This window comes from Citrobacter sp. CK191 (assembly GCF_030333435.1).
GTDB lineage: Bacteria > Pseudomonadota > Gammaproteobacteria > Enterobacterales > Enterobacteriaceae > Citrobacter_B > Citrobacter_B koseri.
The window spans coordinates 45,999-62,514 of record NZ_JAOWFX010000029.1; the positions used below are offsets into that span (position 1 = coordinate 45,999).

Annotated in this window: 18 protein-coding genes; 16 read left to right on the forward strand and 2 right to left on the reverse strand. The window is 55.9% G+C overall.

Annotation, left to right across the window (positions count from 1 at the left end; genetic code table 11):
• The first annotated feature begins 25 nt into the window (after nt 1-25).
• The 3 genes from OGV82_RS08690 (at nt 26) to OGV82_RS08700 (ending at nt 3,535) form a co-directional block, all read left to right on the forward strand.
• On the forward strand, nt 26-1,465 hold the full coding sequence (locus tag OGV82_RS08690; RefSeq protein WP_012131236.1) for a sugar porter family MFS transporter: 1,440 nt from the start codon (nt 26-28) through the stop codon (nt 1,463-1,465).
• Nucleotides 1,465-2,307 carry an aldose 1-epimerase gene (locus OGV82_RS08695; protein ID WP_047461983.1) on the forward strand — a complete coding sequence of 281 codons (843 nt, stop codon included), beginning with the start codon at nt 1,465-1,467 and terminating at the stop codon, nt 2,305-2,307. The genes OGV82_RS08690 and OGV82_RS08695 overlap by 1 nt, the downstream gene beginning before the upstream one ends.
• Nucleotides 2,308-2,395: 88 nt before the next feature.
• Nucleotides 2,396-3,535, forward strand: coding sequence for a 3-phenylpropionate MFS transporter (locus OGV82_RS08700; protein WP_047461985.1), 1,140 nt, complete (start codon nt 2,396-2,398; stop codon nt 3,533-3,535).
• Here the strand turns inward: OGV82_RS08700 and csiE are convergent.
• Nucleotides 3,530-4,807: a stationary phase inducible protein CsiE gene (gene csiE / locus OGV82_RS08705; protein ID WP_047461988.1), complete on the reverse strand. Its 1,278-nt coding sequence runs from the start codon at nt 4,805-4,807 to the stop codon at nt 3,530-3,532. The genes OGV82_RS08700 and csiE overlap by 6 nt on opposite strands.
• 124 nt (nt 4,808-4,931) lie before the next feature.
• On the opposite strand from csiE, the gene OGV82_RS08710 reads away from it, so the two are divergent.
• Both OGV82_RS08710 and OGV82_RS08715 read left to right on the forward strand, forming a co-directional pair.
• Nucleotides 4,932-5,570 carry a DUF1007 family protein gene (locus OGV82_RS08710; protein WP_047461991.1) on the forward strand — a complete coding sequence of 213 codons (639 nt, stop codon included), beginning with the start codon at nt 4,932-4,934 and terminating at the stop codon, nt 5,568-5,570.
• Complete coding sequence (locus OGV82_RS08715) at nt 5,561-6,541, forward strand: nickel/cobalt transporter (RefSeq protein ID WP_047461995.1); 981 nt, start codon at nt 5,561-5,563, stop codon at nt 6,539-6,541. Before OGV82_RS08710 ends, OGV82_RS08715 begins: the two co-directional genes overlap by 10 nt.
• Nucleotides 6,542-6,645: 104 nt before the next feature.
• On the opposite strand, the gene suhB is transcribed toward OGV82_RS08715, so the two are convergent.
• A complete protein-coding gene (gene suhB / locus OGV82_RS08720; protein WP_024130116.1) occupies nt 6,646-7,449 on the reverse strand; it encodes an inositol-1-monophosphatase in 804 nt (267 codons plus the stop codon).
• Nucleotides 7,450-7,567: 118 nt separating this feature from the next.
• Here suhB and trmJ point away from each other — a divergent pair, with 118 nt between their 5' ends.
• The 11 genes from trmJ (at nt 7,568) to sseB (ending at nt 16,476) form a co-directional block, all read left to right on the forward strand.
• Nucleotides 7,568-8,299: a tRNA (cytosine(32)/uridine(32)-2'-O)-methyltransferase TrmJ gene (trmJ, locus tag OGV82_RS08725; RefSeq protein WP_047461997.1), complete on the forward strand. Its 732-nt coding sequence runs from the start codon at nt 7,568-7,570 to the stop codon at nt 8,297-8,299.
• Nucleotides 8,300-8,530: 231 nt separating this feature from the next.
• A complete protein-coding gene (gene iscR, locus OGV82_RS08730; protein WP_012131246.1) occupies nt 8,531-9,022 on the forward strand; it encodes a Fe-S cluster assembly transcriptional regulator IscR in 492 nt (163 codons plus the stop codon).
• A gap of 244 nt (nt 9,023-9,266) precedes the next feature.
• Nucleotides 9,267-10,481, forward strand: a complete 1,215-nt coding sequence (iscS, locus tag OGV82_RS08735; RefSeq protein WP_024130117.1) for a cysteine desulfurase — start codon at nt 9,267-9,269, stop codon at nt 10,479-10,481.
• A gap of 27 nt (nt 10,482-10,508) precedes the next feature.
• The gene (gene iscU, locus OGV82_RS08740) at nt 10,509-10,895 is read left to right on the forward strand and encodes a Fe-S cluster assembly scaffold IscU (protein WP_002913991.1); all 387 of its coding nucleotides are present in this window, start codon (nt 10,509-10,511) and stop codon (nt 10,893-10,895) included.
• A gap of 17 nt (nt 10,896-10,912) precedes the next feature.
• Nucleotides 10,913-11,236, forward strand: coding sequence for an iron-sulfur cluster assembly protein IscA (gene iscA, locus OGV82_RS08745; protein WP_004104506.1), 324 nt, complete (start codon nt 10,913-10,915; stop codon nt 11,234-11,236).
• 95 nt (nt 11,237-11,331) lie between these two features.
• Nucleotides 11,332-11,847: a co-chaperone HscB gene (hscB, locus tag OGV82_RS08750; RefSeq protein ID WP_047462000.1), complete on the forward strand. Its 516-nt coding sequence runs from the start codon at nt 11,332-11,334 to the stop codon at nt 11,845-11,847.
• 15 nt (nt 11,848-11,862) lie between these two features.
• The gene (hscA, locus tag OGV82_RS08755; RefSeq protein ID WP_047462003.1) at nt 11,863-13,713 is read left to right on the forward strand and encodes a Fe-S protein assembly chaperone HscA; all 1,851 of its coding nucleotides are present in this window, start codon (nt 11,863-11,865) and stop codon (nt 13,711-13,713) included.
• Nucleotide 13,714: 1 nt separating this feature from the next.
• On the forward strand, nt 13,715-14,050 hold the full coding sequence (fdx, locus tag OGV82_RS08760; protein ID WP_012131251.1) for an ISC system 2Fe-2S type ferredoxin: 336 nt from the start codon (nt 13,715-13,717) through the stop codon (nt 14,048-14,050).
• An 11-nt stretch (nt 14,051-14,061) separates the two neighbouring features.
• Nucleotides 14,062-14,262, forward strand: coding sequence for a Fe-S cluster assembly protein IscX (gene iscX, locus OGV82_RS08765; RefSeq protein WP_012131252.1), 201 nt, complete (start codon nt 14,062-14,064; stop codon nt 14,260-14,262).
• Between the two features lie 59 nt (nt 14,263-14,321).
• Entirely contained in the window at nt 14,322-15,605 is a 1,284-nt protein-coding gene (gene pepB, locus OGV82_RS08770) for an aminopeptidase PepB (protein ID WP_049010618.1), read from the forward strand.
• A gap of 94 nt (nt 15,606-15,699) precedes the next feature.
• Complete coding sequence (sseB, locus tag OGV82_RS08775) at nt 15,700-16,476, forward strand: enhanced serine sensitivity protein SseB (protein ID WP_012131255.1); 777 nt, start codon at nt 15,700-15,702, stop codon at nt 16,474-16,476.
• The last annotated feature ends 40 nt before the right edge of the window (nt 16,477-16,516 follow it).

Consider the following 16,516-nt stretch of genomic DNA (forward strand, 5'->3'; position numbering starts at 1 on the left):
GCGTTTCCCTGAAAGAGGAATCATAATGAATAACACGCAGACACATTTAAGAATCGGTTATGTCTGGACTATCTGTCTGGTTGCCGCCTGCGGCGGCTTGCTGTTTGGCTATGACTGGGTGGTGATTGGCGGCGCCAAACCGTTCTACGAAGCCTATTTTTCAATTACCGATCCCGCGCAGTCCGGCTGGGCGATGAGTTCAGCGCTGGTCGGCTGTATCTTTGGCGCACTGATGTCCGGCTGGTGCGCTGATAAATTTGGGCGAAAAATGCCGCTGATTCTGGCCGCGATCCTGTTCAGCGCATCGTCCTGGGGAACCGCTGTCGCCAGCAATTTCGATATGTTTGTGATTTACCGTATCGTTGGCGGCGTAGGAATCGGCCTGGCGTCCGCCCTTAGTCCGCTGTACATCGCGGAAGTCAGCCCGGCGGAAAAGCGTGGCCGTTTTGTGGCGGTCAACCAACTCACGATCGTGATCGGCGTACTGGCGGCCCAGCTCATTAATCTGATGATTGCTGAACCGGTGGCGACCGACGCGACCCGGCAGGCGATTGTTGAAAGCTGGAATGGGCAGATGGGCTGGCGCTGGATGTTCGGCGCGGAACTGGTGCCTGCGCTGGCGTTTCTGGTTCTGATGTTCTTTGTGCCGGAATCACCGCGCTGGCTGGTCAAAGCGGGCAAACCTGAACGCGCCCGCGCCATGCTGCAACGGATTGGCTCAGCGGAGTATGCCGGGCAGACGTTGCGGGAAATAGAACATACTCTGCTGAAAGACAACCACAAAGTGGCCTGGTCAACGCTGTTGCAGCCGCAGATTAAACCGATTGTCATCATTGGTATGGTGCTGGCCGTCTTCCAGCAATGGTGCGGGATCAATGTGATCTTCAACTATGCGCAGGAGATCTTCGCTTCCGCAGGGTTTGATATCAACGGAACGTTAAAATCCATTGTCGCCACAGGGATCATTAACCTCGTCTTCACCCTCGCAGCGCTGCCGCTGGTCGATAAAATTGGTCGCCGAAAACTGATGCTGTTTGGCGCTTCAGGACTCACGGTGATTTATGTACTGATTGCCGCCGCTTACGGGATGGGGATTATGGGCTGGCCGGTTCTGGTGCTGGTGCTGGCGGCTATTGCGATTTACGCCCTGACGCTGGCGCCTGTCACCTGGGTTCTGTTGTCGGAAATCTTCCCGAACCGCGTCCGTGGTCTGGCGATGTCGCTGGGGACGCTGGCGCTCTGGATTGCCTGCTTCCTGCTGACCTACACGTTCCCGCTGCTTAATGCGGGGCTGGGAGCGGCGGGCAGTTTCCTGCTTTACGGCGTTATCTGCGCGATGGGGTATTTCTACGTGCTGCGCAATGTGCCTGAAACGAAAGGCGTGACGCTGGAGGCGCTGGAAGAGCAACTGGCGACGCGGCATGTGAAATCCAGCCCGTCAGCTCAACAGCGAAGCGCACGGTAATGGACGATACGCTGACATTACAAAACACGCATCTGCGGATGCGTGTTGATCCACAGGGCGGCAGATTGTTGAGTTTATTTTCATTAGCACATCAGCAGGCCGTTTTACGTGAAGGATGCGGCGTAAAACCCGGCGAATGCGGCCTGTTCCCCATGCTGCCGGTCGCTAATCGCGTTGCCGAAAACCGTTTTTTGTTCCGGGGAGAGGTGGTGAATCTTCCCCGGCATGAGGAGGATGCCGTTTTCTTTCTGCACGGTGACGGCTGGCTCAGGCGCTGGGATACGATTGCCGTTCATGAGGACGCCTGTCATCTGCGTTCAGGTCGTCAAATGGCGTGCGGTTATGATTATGTCGCAGATCTTCACTATCAGCTGGACGCCGCTGTGCTTCATGCCTCGCTGACGATAACGCACCGGGGAGAACGACCGATGCTTTATGGTTGCGGATTCCACCCGTACTTTGCTTTTGATCGTCACAGTACCGTGCAGTTTGCCGCCAGCGGTTACTGGCCGGAAGGTAAGCAGCATCTGCCGCAGGAATGGCAAAGCGATATTCCCCGGCAGGCGGATTTTTCCGGCGCGCAATATGGCGAGGATGCGTGGCTTAACGTAGGGTATTCCGGCTGGAGCGGGCGGGCGATTGTGCAGCGTGATGTGATGAAGGTCACGCTTCTATCGCAAACGCCCTGGCTTATGCTATTCAGAATGCAAGGGGAGTCATTCTTGTGTCTGGAACCGCAGTCGCATCCGGTAAATGCCCACAACATGCCGGGGCAACCGGGACTCCAGGCTTTAGCTCAGGGAGACCAGTGCCATTTCGCGATGCAAATCGCTGTTGTTTAGGCCAAAAAAGATGTTATTCGCCTGTTAATGCTCTCTTGCGCCAGCCTGCATTTATCGCCAGACTATCGCCTCCATACGGGAGGGAATCATGGTTTTGCACTCCACGCGCTGGCTGGCGCTCGGTTATTTTACCTACTTCTTTAGCTACGGTATTTTTCTGCCATTCTGGAGCGTCTGGCTTAAAGGCCTGGGACTGACGCCGGAAACCATCGGTCTCCTGCTGGGGGCGGGGCTGGTGGCGCGTTTCCTCGGTAGCCTGTTGATTGCGCCACGGGTGAGCGATCCTTCCCGCTTGATTTCTGCGTTACGCCTTCTGGCGCTGCTGACGCTGGTGTTTGCCCTCGCATTCTGGGCAGGGACGCACGTTGCGTGGCTGATGGTGGTGATGATCGGTTTTAACCTCTTCTTCTCGCCGCTGGTGCCGCTCACCGATGCGCTGGCCAATACCTGGCAAAAACAGTTAACGATGGACTATGGCCGGGTGCGTTTGTGGGGGTCTATTGCGTTTGTGATCGGCTCGGCGTTGACCGGGAAACTGGTGAGCCTCTTTGATTATCAGGCGATTCTGGGGCTATTGACGCTTGGGGTGGCCTCGATGCTGTTAGGTATGCTGCTGCGACCGAGCGTATTACCGCAGGGGGAAAGTCGTCATCAGGAGAGCGCGGGCTGGCCTGCCTGGCGTACGCTCGTCGTCCAGAGCTGGCGCTTTCTCGCCTGCGTGTGCCTGCTGCAAGGCGCGCATGCCGCTTATTACGGCTTCAGCGCGATTTACTGGCAGGGGGCGGGCTATTCCGCCTCGGCAGTGGGGTATTTGTGGTCGCTGGGCGTGGTGGCGGAAGTGGTTATTTTTGCGCTGAGCAACAAACTGTTCCGCCGTTTTAGCGCTCGCGATCTGCTATTGCTCTCCGCCGTATGCGGTGTCATCCGCTGGGGATTAATGGGCTGGAGCACCGCGCTGCCGTGGTTGATAGCGATCCAGATTCTGCATTGCGGCACCTTTACCGTTTGCCATCTGGCCGCGATGCGTTATATCGCCGCTCGCCAGGGAAGCGAAGTGATTCGTCTACAGGCGGTCTATTCTGCCGTGGCGATGGGCGGCAGCATCGCCATCATGACCGTATTCGCCGGATTCCTGTATCAGCATTTAGGGAACGGCGTATTCTGGGTGATGGCATTGGTGGCGTTGCCTGCTATTTTCTTACGGCCTAACGTCGCCGCGTCATCATGATTCCAGTATTTTGCGGATCTGCTGCTGTTGGTGTGCGGTAAGCGACAGGTCCGCATGAATCAACGGCGGCGAAAAGAGCGGCAGCGGTGTGGCATACGGGGTGACAATCAGCGCCACGCCGCGCGGCGAACCTTCTTTCTGGAAGGCCTGCGTCGGCACATGCTTAATATTGAGCGGCAGGAGCGTCAGTTCTCGTAATTGCTGCTCAATATGTGCCTCCAGTTCGCCGTTATTGCCTGTTAGTAACACGATCTGCTTTTCGTGCAGGTCGTTCTCCTGCATCAGCCATGCGCCAAAAATCACCGCGACCAGTCCTGTCTCTTCATCAGAGAAACGCACACCGTATTCGCTTTCAAACCCGGCGAGGGCGTCACGCGTGGTGCGCACCAGCCGAGGGTAGAGGCGACTGAACTCTTCCGGCAGCGTGTTATCAATACCAATGGCGAATAAACTTCTGCTCAGCGCCTGGGCAAGGTGCACATAGAGTTGGTCGTTAAGTCCTTGTTCGTCGCTGAAGCGTACCTGCCCCATTTCCCGAAAGCGCAACACCAGCCGGGCGACAGCCAGGCGCAGGCGGCGATCCTGCTGATGGTTGTCGTGGATAGGGTCGGGGATGCGAATCATGGAAAACAGTAAAGCCATAAACAGCGTTTCGTCGGGCGGCGCGTTTTGCATGACGCGGCGTTGCCAGTGACGGCCAATCTCCAGCGCGAGCGGGTATTCGGCGCAGGACTGCGCCCACTGTTTCTGTAGCGGATTAAACGCCGGTGCGATGCCCGCATGATGCTGTAGCAGGCAATATTGTAAAAACAGCCGCAGAAACTGCACATCCCGGCATTCAAACGGTTTTTGCAGCCGCCGCGAGCAAAGGTTGATCAGCGCATGCAGATTGGTATCGTCATACAACGTACGCGCGATCCCTCTCCGTTTAAGCTCGGTTTTTAATGCCGGCGTAAACTGTTGCGTAATGAAGGTCGGGCATATGCGTAAGCCGCGTCTGAGCCAGTGTAAAAGGCACAAACGTTGGTTGAGCGCAGCCCCCTCGATTCGGTAGCGTCCGTTCTGACCCGTTGTGATGGCGAGTCGATGATAGCGCTGGATCTCCAGGCCTGTTTCGGTGATATCCTCACGGGCAATTTCATCATCGACGCCATTGAGCGCGCTGAATGTTTCCGTGGTGGCGATTTGCCCCGGCTGGAAAAGCGTCAGTAAAACCTGGCAGCGGCGCTGGGGAGCAGAAAGTACAGACGGCGGAGTAAGCGTTGGCATCATCTGTCTGGTCTCCCGTTAGTTTGTTTGATAAGGATAGCTAAAGTTTGTGCGTGGAAATGGTTATAAGAGGGCTTTACGCCAGGAATGCTGGCGAGCATCACAGAATTTTTAACGTGAGGAACAGATGCAATTAGTTAAACGCAGCGCTTTAACACTCTTTCTCGCTGTTTTATCTTTCACAGCGCAGGCGCACCCTCATAGCTTTATTCGATTGCAGACGCAGCTGGTGAGTGAAAACGATCGGTTTGTGGCGCTAAAAATGCGCTGGACGATGGATGAAATCACCTCCGCAGACCTGCTTTATGACGCGGGAGACGCGAAGCCCGGTTCGGAGATCTGGAAAAAGCTGGCGGCGGAAGTGATGGCGAACGTGCTCGGCCAGCACTACTTCACCGAAGTGTGGCACAACGGACAAAAGGTTAAGTTTAAAAATCGCCCGACGGAATACGGAATGGAACGGGAAGCGCACCAGGCGGTGTTGACGTTTGTCCTGCCGTTGGCTGAACCGCAGCCGCTGAGCGGCCAGACTTATACTTTCTCGACCTTCGATCCCACATACTATGTGGATATGAGCTACGCCAACGATCGGGACGCCTCGTTGCCGCAGGCGTTAAGCACACAATGCAGCATGAGCGTACATACGCCGACGCCGAGTGAAGAGACGCTCAGTTTTGCGCAGTCGCTGGATAAAGAAGACGCGCCGCCGGAGGATATGGATTTGGGTAAACAGTTCGCGCAGAAGGTAACGGTGCAATGTCAGTAATCTCCCAACAACGCCCGCGCTCCCGACGCTGGCTGCCGCTGTGGCCGCTGGCGGTATTTCTGTTGCTGGCCATCGCGGGCGGGCTGTGGTTATGGCAGGCCTGGCCGCAGGTGATGGTGAAAAGCATTGTCTGGCAGCGGGAAGTGAATCAGCAGATGAGCGCCTTATTAAAAGCGGTGGCGGCGAATCCGGCGCAGGCGGGCGGTTCGCTGCTGTTGTTTAGCTTTCTGTATGGCGTACTCCATGCGCTGGGGCCGGGTCATGGAAAAGTGGTGATTACCACATGGCTGGCGACGCATCCATCAAAGCTGAAATCAAGCATCGGCCTGACGCTGGCCTCATCGTTATTGCAGGGGCTGGTGGCCATTGCGCTGGTGGTTGTGGTGCTGGCGGTATTACAGCTTCCGGCGAGGCAGTTACACCTGAGCAGCTTCTGGCTGGAGAAGGGCAGTTATGCGTTAGTCGGCGTGCTGGGAATATTGCTTTGCTGGCGGGCGCTAAAGACGCTTCGCGCGCTGCTGCGCAAGCCGAAATTTATCTCATTTACGCCGCATCATGTTCACCACGAACATTGCGGCTGTGGGCATCAGCATCTGCCGAACCCAGAGCAACTCAGGAATGGCGATGACTGGCGCGCGCGGCTGATGATTATTCTGTCGATGGGGATGCGCCCCTGTTCCGGCGCGATTATGGTGCTGCTGTTCAGTAAAGTTATTGGCGTCTTTAGTTGGGGAATGGCGTCGGCGCTGGCGATGGCGGCGGGAACTTCGCTGACCATTACCTCTCTGGCGTTGCTGGTCCACAGTTTCCGCACGCTGGCGGTAAAATTAAGCGGCAATAAAACGCCGGTATTGTGGCGGCAAGTGGGATGGACAACGCTGGCGTTAGCCGGTGGCGTGATTTTGGTTGTGGCGGCGGTGGTGATGTGGATGAGTGCGGTGCCGGTGGGCAGGGGATTAAGACCGTTTTAGCACAGTTGTAGGATGAATGCCTGATGGCGCTTCGCTTATCAGGCCTACGGGAAACTCCCCTGGTAGGCCGGATAAGGCGCTAGCCGTCATCCGGCATCAAACGATTAGCGCTTCAGCGCATCGCTCAATTCGTCGCGCATGCTTGCCAGCATCGCTTTAACCACGCGCGGGTTACCGGCCACGATGTTACCGGTCGTCATGTAGTTATGGCCGCCGGTAAAGTCGCTGACGATACCGCCCGCTTCACGCACCAGCAGTTCGCCACCGGCGAAATCCCACGGACGCAGACCGATCTCAAAGAAACCGTCAACGCGACCCGCAGCCACATACGCCAGATCCAGCGCAGCAGAACCGGTGCGACGGAAGTCAGCGCATTCGGTGAACAGTTTGCTAACGATATTGATGTAGGTGGTCGCATACTGTTTGGCTTTGAACGGGAAACCGGTCGCCAGGATGGTGCCATCCAGGTCGCGCGCGGTGCTGCCGCGCAGACGGTAACCGTTCAGCTGTGCGCCCTGACCGCGAGTGGCGGTGAACAGTTCGTTACGCATAGGATCGTAAACTACCGCAACTTCAGTACGGCCTTTGATGCGTACGGCGATAGATACCGCGAAGTGCGGCAGACGTTTGATAAAGTTGGTGGTGCCATCCAGTGGATCGATAACCCATTGAACATCCTGATCGGTACCTTCATGTTCACCGCTTTCTTCGGTAATGATGGTGTGCTGTGGGTAAGATTTGCGGATCGTTTCGATAATAATCGCTTCGGCGGCTTTATCGACGTTGGTCACAAAATCATTGCTGCCTTTCTGGCTGGTTTCTACTGAGTCAGGCGTTTCGTAGTGTTTGGCAATTACATTACCCGCCTTGCGCGCTGCGCGCACGGCGATGGTCAGCATCGGATGCATCGGTCTCTCTCACTGGATGTTAAAGAACGGGAAAACGGCGCAGAGTATAGCAGCGAGTTCGGAATATGTCTCCGTTTTATGATAATATGCCCGAATAATCTTTAGCCGAAGAAAGACAATGCTGCAAAATATTCGAATTGTGCTGGTGGAAACCTCTCACACCGGCAATATGGGTTCTGTTGCCCGCGCCATGAAAACAATGGGTTTAACAAACCTGTGGCTGGTCAATCCGTTGGTCAAGCCGGACTCCCAGGCTATCGCGCTGGCGGCTGGCGCCAGCGATGTGATCGGCAATGCGCAGATCGTCGATACGCTCGATGACGCGCTGGCAGGGTGTAGCCTGGTGGTCGGCACCAGTGCGCGTTCCCGCACGCTGCCGTGGCCGATGCTGGACCCGCGCGAATGCGGTCTGAAAAGCGTGGCGGAAGCCGCGAATACGCCGGTTGCGCTGGTCTTTGGCCGCGAGCGCGTTGGTCTGACCAACGACGAACTGCAAAAATGCCATTACCATGTGGCGATTGCCGCAAACCCGGAATACAGCTCGCTCAACCTGGCGATGGCGGTACAGGTGATCGCCTACGAAGTGCGTATGGCCTGGCTGGCAACGCAGGAAAACGACGAGACGGCGGAACATGAAGAGACGCCATATCCGCTGGTGGACGACCTGGAACGTTTTTACGGCCATCTGGAGCAGACGCTGCTTTCAACCGGCTTTATCCGTGAAGGCCATCCGGGGCAGGTCATGAACAAACTGCGTCGTCTGTTTACGCGCGCGCGCCCGGAAAGCCAGGAACTGAATATCCTGCGCGGCATTCTTGCTTCTATTGAGCAGCAGAATAAAGGCAAGTAAGCGTGTTGATGCCGGATGGCTGCACGATTTGCAGGCCGAATATTGTAGGCCGGATAAGCGAAGCGCCATCCGGCAAACAGAAACGGCACTGAAGGTTAAATACCTGACTAAATTAGTCAAGTAAATAGTTGACTGATTTAGTCGGGAATGTCAGACTTGACCCTGCTATGCAATACCCCCATTTTACAATAAAAAACCCCGGGCAGGGGCGAGTTTGAGGTTAAGTAAGACATGAGACTGACATCTAAAGGGCGTTATGCCGTGACCGCAATGTTGGACGTTGCGCTCAACTCCGAAGCGGGCCCGGTACCGTTGGCTGATATTTCTGAACGTCAGGGAATTTCCCTTTCTTATCTGGAACAGCTGTTTTCACGTTTGCGTAAAAATGGTCTGGTTTCCAGCGTACGTGGTCCAGGCGGTGGTTATCTGTTGGGTAAAGACGCAGGTAGCATCGCGGTTGGCGAAGTGATTAGCGCTGTTGACGAGTCGGTAGATGCGACCCGTTGTCAGGGCAAAGGCGGCTGTCAGGGCGGCGATAAATGCCTGACGCATGCGCTGTGGCGTGATTTGAGTGACCGTCTGACCGGTTTCCTCAACAACATTACCTTAGGCGAACTGGTGAATAACCAGGAAGTTCTGGATGTGTCTGATCGTCAGCACACCCATGACGCGCCACGTAGCACCCGCACGCAAGACGCAATCGACGTCAAACTGCGCGCGTAATTTACCCGCCCTGTTTCGGGGCGCTGCTGCGTTGGCCGTGCTTGTTCACCTCAGTCACTTACTTATGTAAGCGCCTGGGCTTCACAAGCTTGTCGCCTTGCTGCACCGCAAAACAGTTAGGGTAAAAAATTATAATAGATTTCAGAATCAGGCCGGGGCGCTTACTCGCCCCGTGTACTCGGTCGTACATCCAGCCGGTTGCCTGATTCCTTGCATTGAAGCGATGTACGGAGTTTATAGAGCAATGAAATTACCGATCTATCTCGATTACTCCGCAACCACGCCGGTGGACCCGCGTGTTGCCGAGAAAATGATGCAGTTTTTGACCCTGGACGGAACCTTTGGTAACCCGGCCTCTCGTTCACACCGTTTCGGCTGGCAAGCTGAAGAAGCGGTAGATATCGCCCGCAACCAGATCGCAGAACTGGTTGGCGCCGATCCGCGTGAAATCGTCTTTACCTCCGGTGCGACTGAATCCGACAACCTGGCGATTAAAGGTGCGGCCAACTTTTATCAGAAAAAAGGCAAGCACATCATCACCAGCAAAACCGAGCATAAAGCTGTGCTGGATACCTGCCGTCAGCTTGAGCGCGAAGGGTTTGAGGTTACTTACCTGGCGCCGCAGAGCAACGGCATTATCGATCTGAAAGAACTCGAAGCGGCGATGCGCGATGACACCATTCTTGTGTCCATCATGCACGTTAACAACGAAATCGGCGTGGTGCAGGATATCGCGACCATCGGCGAAATGTGCCGTGCGCGTGGCATTATATACCACGTTGACGCCACCCAGAGCGTGGGCAAACTGCCTATCGACCTGAGCCAGCTGAAAGTGGACCTGATGTCCTTCTCCGGCCACAAAATCTATGGCCCGAAAGGGATTGGCGCGCTGTATGTGCGTCGTAAACCGCGTATTCGTATCGAAGCGCAGATGCACGGCGGCGGTCACGAGCGCGGTATGCGTTCCGGTACGCTGCCTGTACACCAGATCGTCGGTATGGGCGAAGCTTACCGTATCGCGAAAGAAGAGATGGAAACCGAGATGGCGCGTCTGCGCACGCTGCGTAACCGTCTGTGGAACGGCATCAACGATATCGAAGAAGTTTACCTGAACGGTGACCTGGAACAGGGCGCGCCGAACATTCTCAACGTCAGCTTTAACTACGTTGAAGGCGAATCCCTGATTATGGCGCTGAAAGATCTGGCGGTGTCTTCAGGTTCCGCCTGTACGTCTGCAAGTCTGGAACCGTCCTATGTGCTGCGCGCACTGGGCATGAATGACGAGCTGGCGCATAGCTCTATCCGTTTCTCTTTAGGTCGTTTCACTACTGAAGAAGAGATCGACTACACCATTGAGCTGGTGCGCAAATCCATCGGTCGTCTGCGTGACCTTTCCCCGCTGTGGGAAATGTTCAAACAGGGCGTGGATTTGAACAGCATCGAATGGGCTCATCATTAATCGGTATCGGAATCAGGAGAATTTATAATGGCTTACAGCGAAAAAGTAATCGATCATTACGAGAATCCACGCAACGTGGGTTCCTTTGACAACAGCGACGAAAACGTAGGCAGCGGTATGGTGGGTGCACCGGCTTGCGGCGACGTGATGAAGTTGCAGATTAAAGTCAACAATGAAGGTATCATTGAAGACGCGCGTTTCAAGACTTACGGCTGCGGTTCCGCTATCGCGTCCAGCTCCCTGGTCACCGAATGGGTGAAAGGGAAGTCTCTGGACGAAGCGCAGGCGATTAAAAATACCGATATCGCAGACGAGCTTGAACTGCCTCCGGTGAAAATTCACTGCTCCATTCTGGCAGAAGACGCAATTAAAGCCGCTATTGCGGATTACAAAAGCAAACGTGAAGCAAAATAAGAAGAGTTGAGGTTGTTATGTCGATTACACTTAGCGACAGTGCTGCAGCGCGAGTAAATACCTTTCTGGCAAACCGTGGTAAAGGGTTTGGCCTGCGCCTGGGGGTGAGAACCTCCGGCTGTTCAGGTATGGCTTATGTACTGGAATTTGTTGATGAACCGGCGGCAGAAGACACCGTGTTTGAAGACAAAGGCGTAAAAGTCGTGATCGACGGTAAGAGCCTGCAATTTCTGGACGGTACGCAGTTAGACTTCGTAAAAGAAGGTCTGAACGAAGGGTTTAAATTCACCAACCCGAACGTAAAAGACGAGTGTGGTTGCGGCGAAAGCTTCAACGTGTAACGTGCTTACCGATAACCCCACCGTGGTCACCTGCGCGTGGGGTTTGTTTTACCTGACTCCCTGAAACATCAGAGAGTCGATGCCCTGAGAATGTTATGGACTACTTCACCCTCTTTGGCTTGTCAGCCCACTATCAACTCGATATCCAGGCGCTGAGCCTCCGTTTTCAGGATCTTCAACGTCAGTATCATCCTGATAAATTCGCCAGCGGTACGCAGGCTGAGCAACTCGCCGCCGTACAACACTCCGCGACCATTAATCAGGCCTGGCAAACGCTGCGTCACCCTTTGACGCGCGCCGAATATTTACTGTCACTACACGGCTTTGATCTGGCCAGCGAGCAGCATACGGTGCGCGATACCGCGTTTTTGATGGAACAGCTGGAACTGCGTGAAGAGCTTGATGAAATAGAACAGGCAAAGGACGAAGCGCGACTGGAAAGTTTCATCAAGCGCGTGAAAACAATGTTTGATACCCGCCATCAGCTGATGGTGGAACAGTTGGACAACGAGACGTGGGATGTGGCGGCGGACACCGTGCGTAAACTGCGTTTTCTCGATAAACTGCGAAGCAGCGCCGAACAACTCGAAGAAAAGCTGCTCGATTTTTAATTCCCGGAAGCGAATATGGCCTTATTACAAATTAGTGAGCCTGGTCTGAGCGCTGCGCCGCACCAGCGTCGTCTGGCGGCAGGCATCGATTTAGGTACTACCAACTCATTGGTTGCGACCGTTCGCAGCGGCCAGGCAGAAACGCTGGCCGATCACGACGGTCGCCATCTGTTGCCGTCAGTCGTTCACTATCAGCAGCAGGGCCACACGGTCGGTTACGCGGCGCGCGCGAACGCGGCGCAGGACACGGCTAACACCATCAGCTCGGTAAAACGCATGATGGGCCGCTCGCTGGCGGATATTCAGACGCGCTATCCCCATCTGCCGTATCAGTTCCAGACCAGTGAAAATGGTCTGCCGATGATTGAAACGGCGGCAGGTCTGCTCAACCCGGTACGTATTTCTGCCGATATCCTGAAAGCGCTGGCGGCGCGGGCGACGGAAGCGTTGTCGGGCGAGCTGGATGGCGTGGTCATTACCGTGCCCGCTTACTTTGACGATGCACAGCGCCAGGGAACGAAAGACGCGGCGCGTCTGGCGGGGCTGCACGTCTTGCGTCTGCTCAATGAACCTACGGCGGCGGCGATCGCCTACGGTCTGGACTCCGGCAAAGAAGGCGTTATCGCGGTTTACGACCTCGGCGGCGGCACCTTCGATATCTCTATTTTGCGCCTGAGTCGCGGCGTGTTTGAAGTGCTGGCGACCGGCGGTGATTCCGCGCTCGGCGGCGACGACTTCGACCATCTGCTGGCCGATTACATCCGTGAGCAGGCGGGCATTGCCGATCGCAGCGATAACCGCGTCCAGCGTGAACTGCTGGATGCCGCCATCGCGGCAAAAATCGCGCTGAGTGATGCCGATTCCGTTAGCGTCAATGTGGCGGGCTGGCAGGGCGACATCACCCGTGAACAGTTTAATGACCTTATCGCCGCTTTAGTTAAACGTACTCTGATGGCCTGTCGCCGCGCATTGAAAGATGCGGGCGTTGAGGCGCAGGAGGTGCTGGAGGTGGTGATGGTCGGCGGCTCCACTCGTGTGCCGCTGGTGCGCGAACGCGTGGGCGAATTTTTTGGTCGTCCGCCGCTGACGGCAATCGACCCGGATAAGGTCGTCGCCATTGGCGCGGCGATTCAGGCGGATATCCTCGTCGGCAACAAGCCGGACAGCGAAATGCTGCTGCTGGACGTGATTCCGCTGTCGCTGGGGCTGGAAACTATGGGTGGCCTGGTGGAGAAAGTGATCCCGCGTAACACCACCATTCCGGTGGCGCGCGCGCAGGACTTCACCACCTTTAAAGATGGTCAGACCGCGATGTCGATCCATGTCATGCAGGGCGAGCGCGAGCTGGTGCAGGATTGCCGTTCGCTGGCGCGCTTCGCGCTACGCGGGCTCCCGGCGATGCCGGCGGGCGGGGCGCATATCCGCGTCACCTTCCAGGTGGATGCCGATGGCCTGCTGAACGTCACCGCGATGGAGAAATCCACCGGCGTTGAGGCGTCTATCCAGGTCAAACCGTCTTACGGTCTGACGGACAGCGAAATCGCCACCATGATTCAGGATTCAATGAGCTTTGCCGAGCAGGATGTAAAAGCCCGTATGCTGGCAGAGCAAAAAGTGGAAGCGGCGCGCGTGCTGGAAAGCCTGACCGGCGCGCTCGCTGCTGATGCCGCGCTGCTAAGCGCCGCAGAACGTCAGGTCATTGATGATGCCGCCGCGCACTTGAGCGAGGTAGCGCAGAGCGATGATGTTGACGCGATAGAACAAGCCATTAAAAACGTAGACAAACAAACCCAGGAATTCGCCGCTCGTCGCATGGACAAATCTGTTCGTCGCGCGCTGCAAGGCCATTCCGTGGACGAGGTTTAATATGCCAAAGATTGTTATTCTGCCTCATCAGGATCTCTGTCCCGATGGCGCAGTTCTGGAAGCTGAGACCGGCGAAACCATTCTTGACGTTGCCCTGCGTAACGGTATCGAGATTGAACACGCCTGTGAAAAATCCTGTGCCTGCACGACCTGCCACTGCATCGTGCGTGAAGGTTTCGATTCCCTGCCGGAAAGCACGGAAGACGAAGACGATATGTTGGATAAAGCCTGGGGTCTGGAGCCGGAGAGTCGTTTGGGCTGTCAGGCGCGCGTCACCGATGAAGATTTGGTGGTCGAAATCCCACGTTACACAATCAACCATGCACGCGAGCATTAACAGAGGGTAGTATGGGACTGAAGTGGACTGATAGCCGCGAAATCGGCGAGGCGCTGTACGACGCGTTCCCCGATCTCGATCCTAAGACCGTTCGTTTCACCGACCTGCATCAATGGATTTGCGATCTTGAGGATTTTGATGATGACCCGCAGGCATCAAATGAAAAGATCCTTGAGGCTATCCTGCTGGTCTGGCTGGACGAAGCTGAATAAATAAACGGGCTGCCCACGGGTGGCCCGTTTTCCTGTATGCGCGAAGAAGGAAAAGAACAATGACTGAAGCGATGAAAATTACGCTCTCCACCCAACCGGCTGACGCTCGCTGGGGAGACAAAGCCACATACAGCATCAATAACGACGGCATTACCCTGCACCTGAACGGTAAAGATGACTCCGGTTTAATCCAGCGCGCGGCGCGTAAAATCGACGGCCTGGGCATTAAACACGTACAACTGACCGGCGCTGGCTGGGATGTGGAGCGTAGCTGGGCATTCTGGCAGGGTTACAAAGGGCCGAAAGGCAGCCGCAAGGTCGAGTGGCCAGATCTTGACGATGAGAAGCAGAAGGAACTGGACAACCGTCTGGCGATCATTGACTGGGTGCGCGACACCATTAACGCGCCGGCGGAAGAGCTGGGGCCGGAACAGCTGGCGCAGCGTGCCGTTGATCTGCTGTGCAGCGTCGCGTGCGATCACGTCTCTTACCGCATTACCAAAGGCGAAGATCTGCGCGAGCAAAACTACATGGGGCTGCATACCGTTGGCCGGGGTTCCGATCGCGCGCCGGTGCTGCTGGCGCTGGATTACAACCCAACCGGCGATAAAGACGCGCCGGTTTACGCCTGTCTGGTGGGCAAAGGCATTACCTTTGACTCCGGCGGTTACAGCATCAAGCAAAGCGCATTTATGGACTCGATGAAGTCCGATATGGGCGGTGCGGCAACGGTAACGGGCGCGCTGGCATTTGCGATTACCCGTGGTCTGAACAAACGCGTGAAGCTGTACCTGTGCTGCGCGGATAACCTGATCAGCGGCAACGCGTTTAAACTGGGCGATATTATTCATTATCGCAACGGTAAGAACGTGGAAGTGATGAACACTGACGCGGAAGGGCGCCTGGTGCTGGCGGATGGCCTGATCGACGCCAGCGCGCAAAAACCAGAGCTGATCATCGATGCGGCGACGCTGACCGGCGCCGCGAAAACCGCGCTGGGTAACGACTACCACGCGTTGTTCAGTTTTGATGACGCGCTGGCGGGGCGTCTGCTGGCGAGTGCGGCAGAAGAAAACGAACCGTTCTGGCGTCTGCCGCTGGCGGAGTTCCACCGCAATCAGTTGCCTTCTAACTTTGCGGAACTGAACAATACCGGTAGCGCGGCGTATCCTGCCGGGGCGAGCACCGCAGCGGGCTTCCTGTCGCACTTTGTCGAAAACTACCAGCAGGGCTGGCTGCACATTGACTGCTCTGCAACCTACCGTAAAGCGCCGGTTGAGCAGTGGTCGGCAGGGGCGACCGGTTTGGGTGTGCGCACCATCGCTAACCTGTTAACAGCATAATTATGTAGGCCGGATAAGCGTTAGCGCTATCCGGCAAGATAACGGCGGGGGCGCTTCGCTTGCCCGCCCTACACGCATCTCTATTGTGATCCTTATGTCCGAAACAAAAAACGAATTAGAAACCCTGCTGGAGAAGGCGGCGACTGAACCCGCGCATCGTCCGGCATTTTTCCGTACCTTACTGGAGTCCACCGTTTGGGTGCCAGGCACAGCGGCTGAAGGCGAAGCGATTGTTGACGATAGCGCGCTGGATTTGCAGCACTGGGAAAAAGAAGACGGCACGACGGTCATCCCGTTTTTTACCTCTCTGGAAGCCTTGCAGCAGGCGGTAGAAGACGAGCAGGCATTCGTGGTGATGCCGGTGCGCACGTTATTTGAAATGACGCTCGGCGAAACGCTCTTCCTGAACGCAAAACTGCCTACCGGCAAAGAGTTTATGCCGCGTGAGATCAGCCATCTGATCGGTGAAGAGGGCAATCCGCTGAGTACACAGGAAGTGCTGGAAGGTGGTGAATCGCTGATTCTGTCTGAGGTAGCAGAACCACCTGCGCAGATGATCGACTCCCTGACCACGCTGTTTAAAACCATCAAACTGGTTAAGCGCGCCTTTCTTTGCACCATTAAAGAGAGCAATGACGCCCAGCCGAATCTGTTGATTGGCATTGAAGCGGATGGCGACATCGAAGAGATCATTCATGCGGCGGGCAGCGTGGCGACTGATACCTTGCCCGGCGATGAACCGATTGATATCTGTCAGGTGAAAAAAGGTGAGCAGGGCATCAGCCACTTTATTACCGAGCACATCGCGCCGTTCTACGAGCGCCGCTGGGGCGGGTTCCTGCGCGATTTCAAACAGAATCGGATTATCTGATCCCGGTAGCCGGATGGCGTTAACGTCATCCGGGACAACC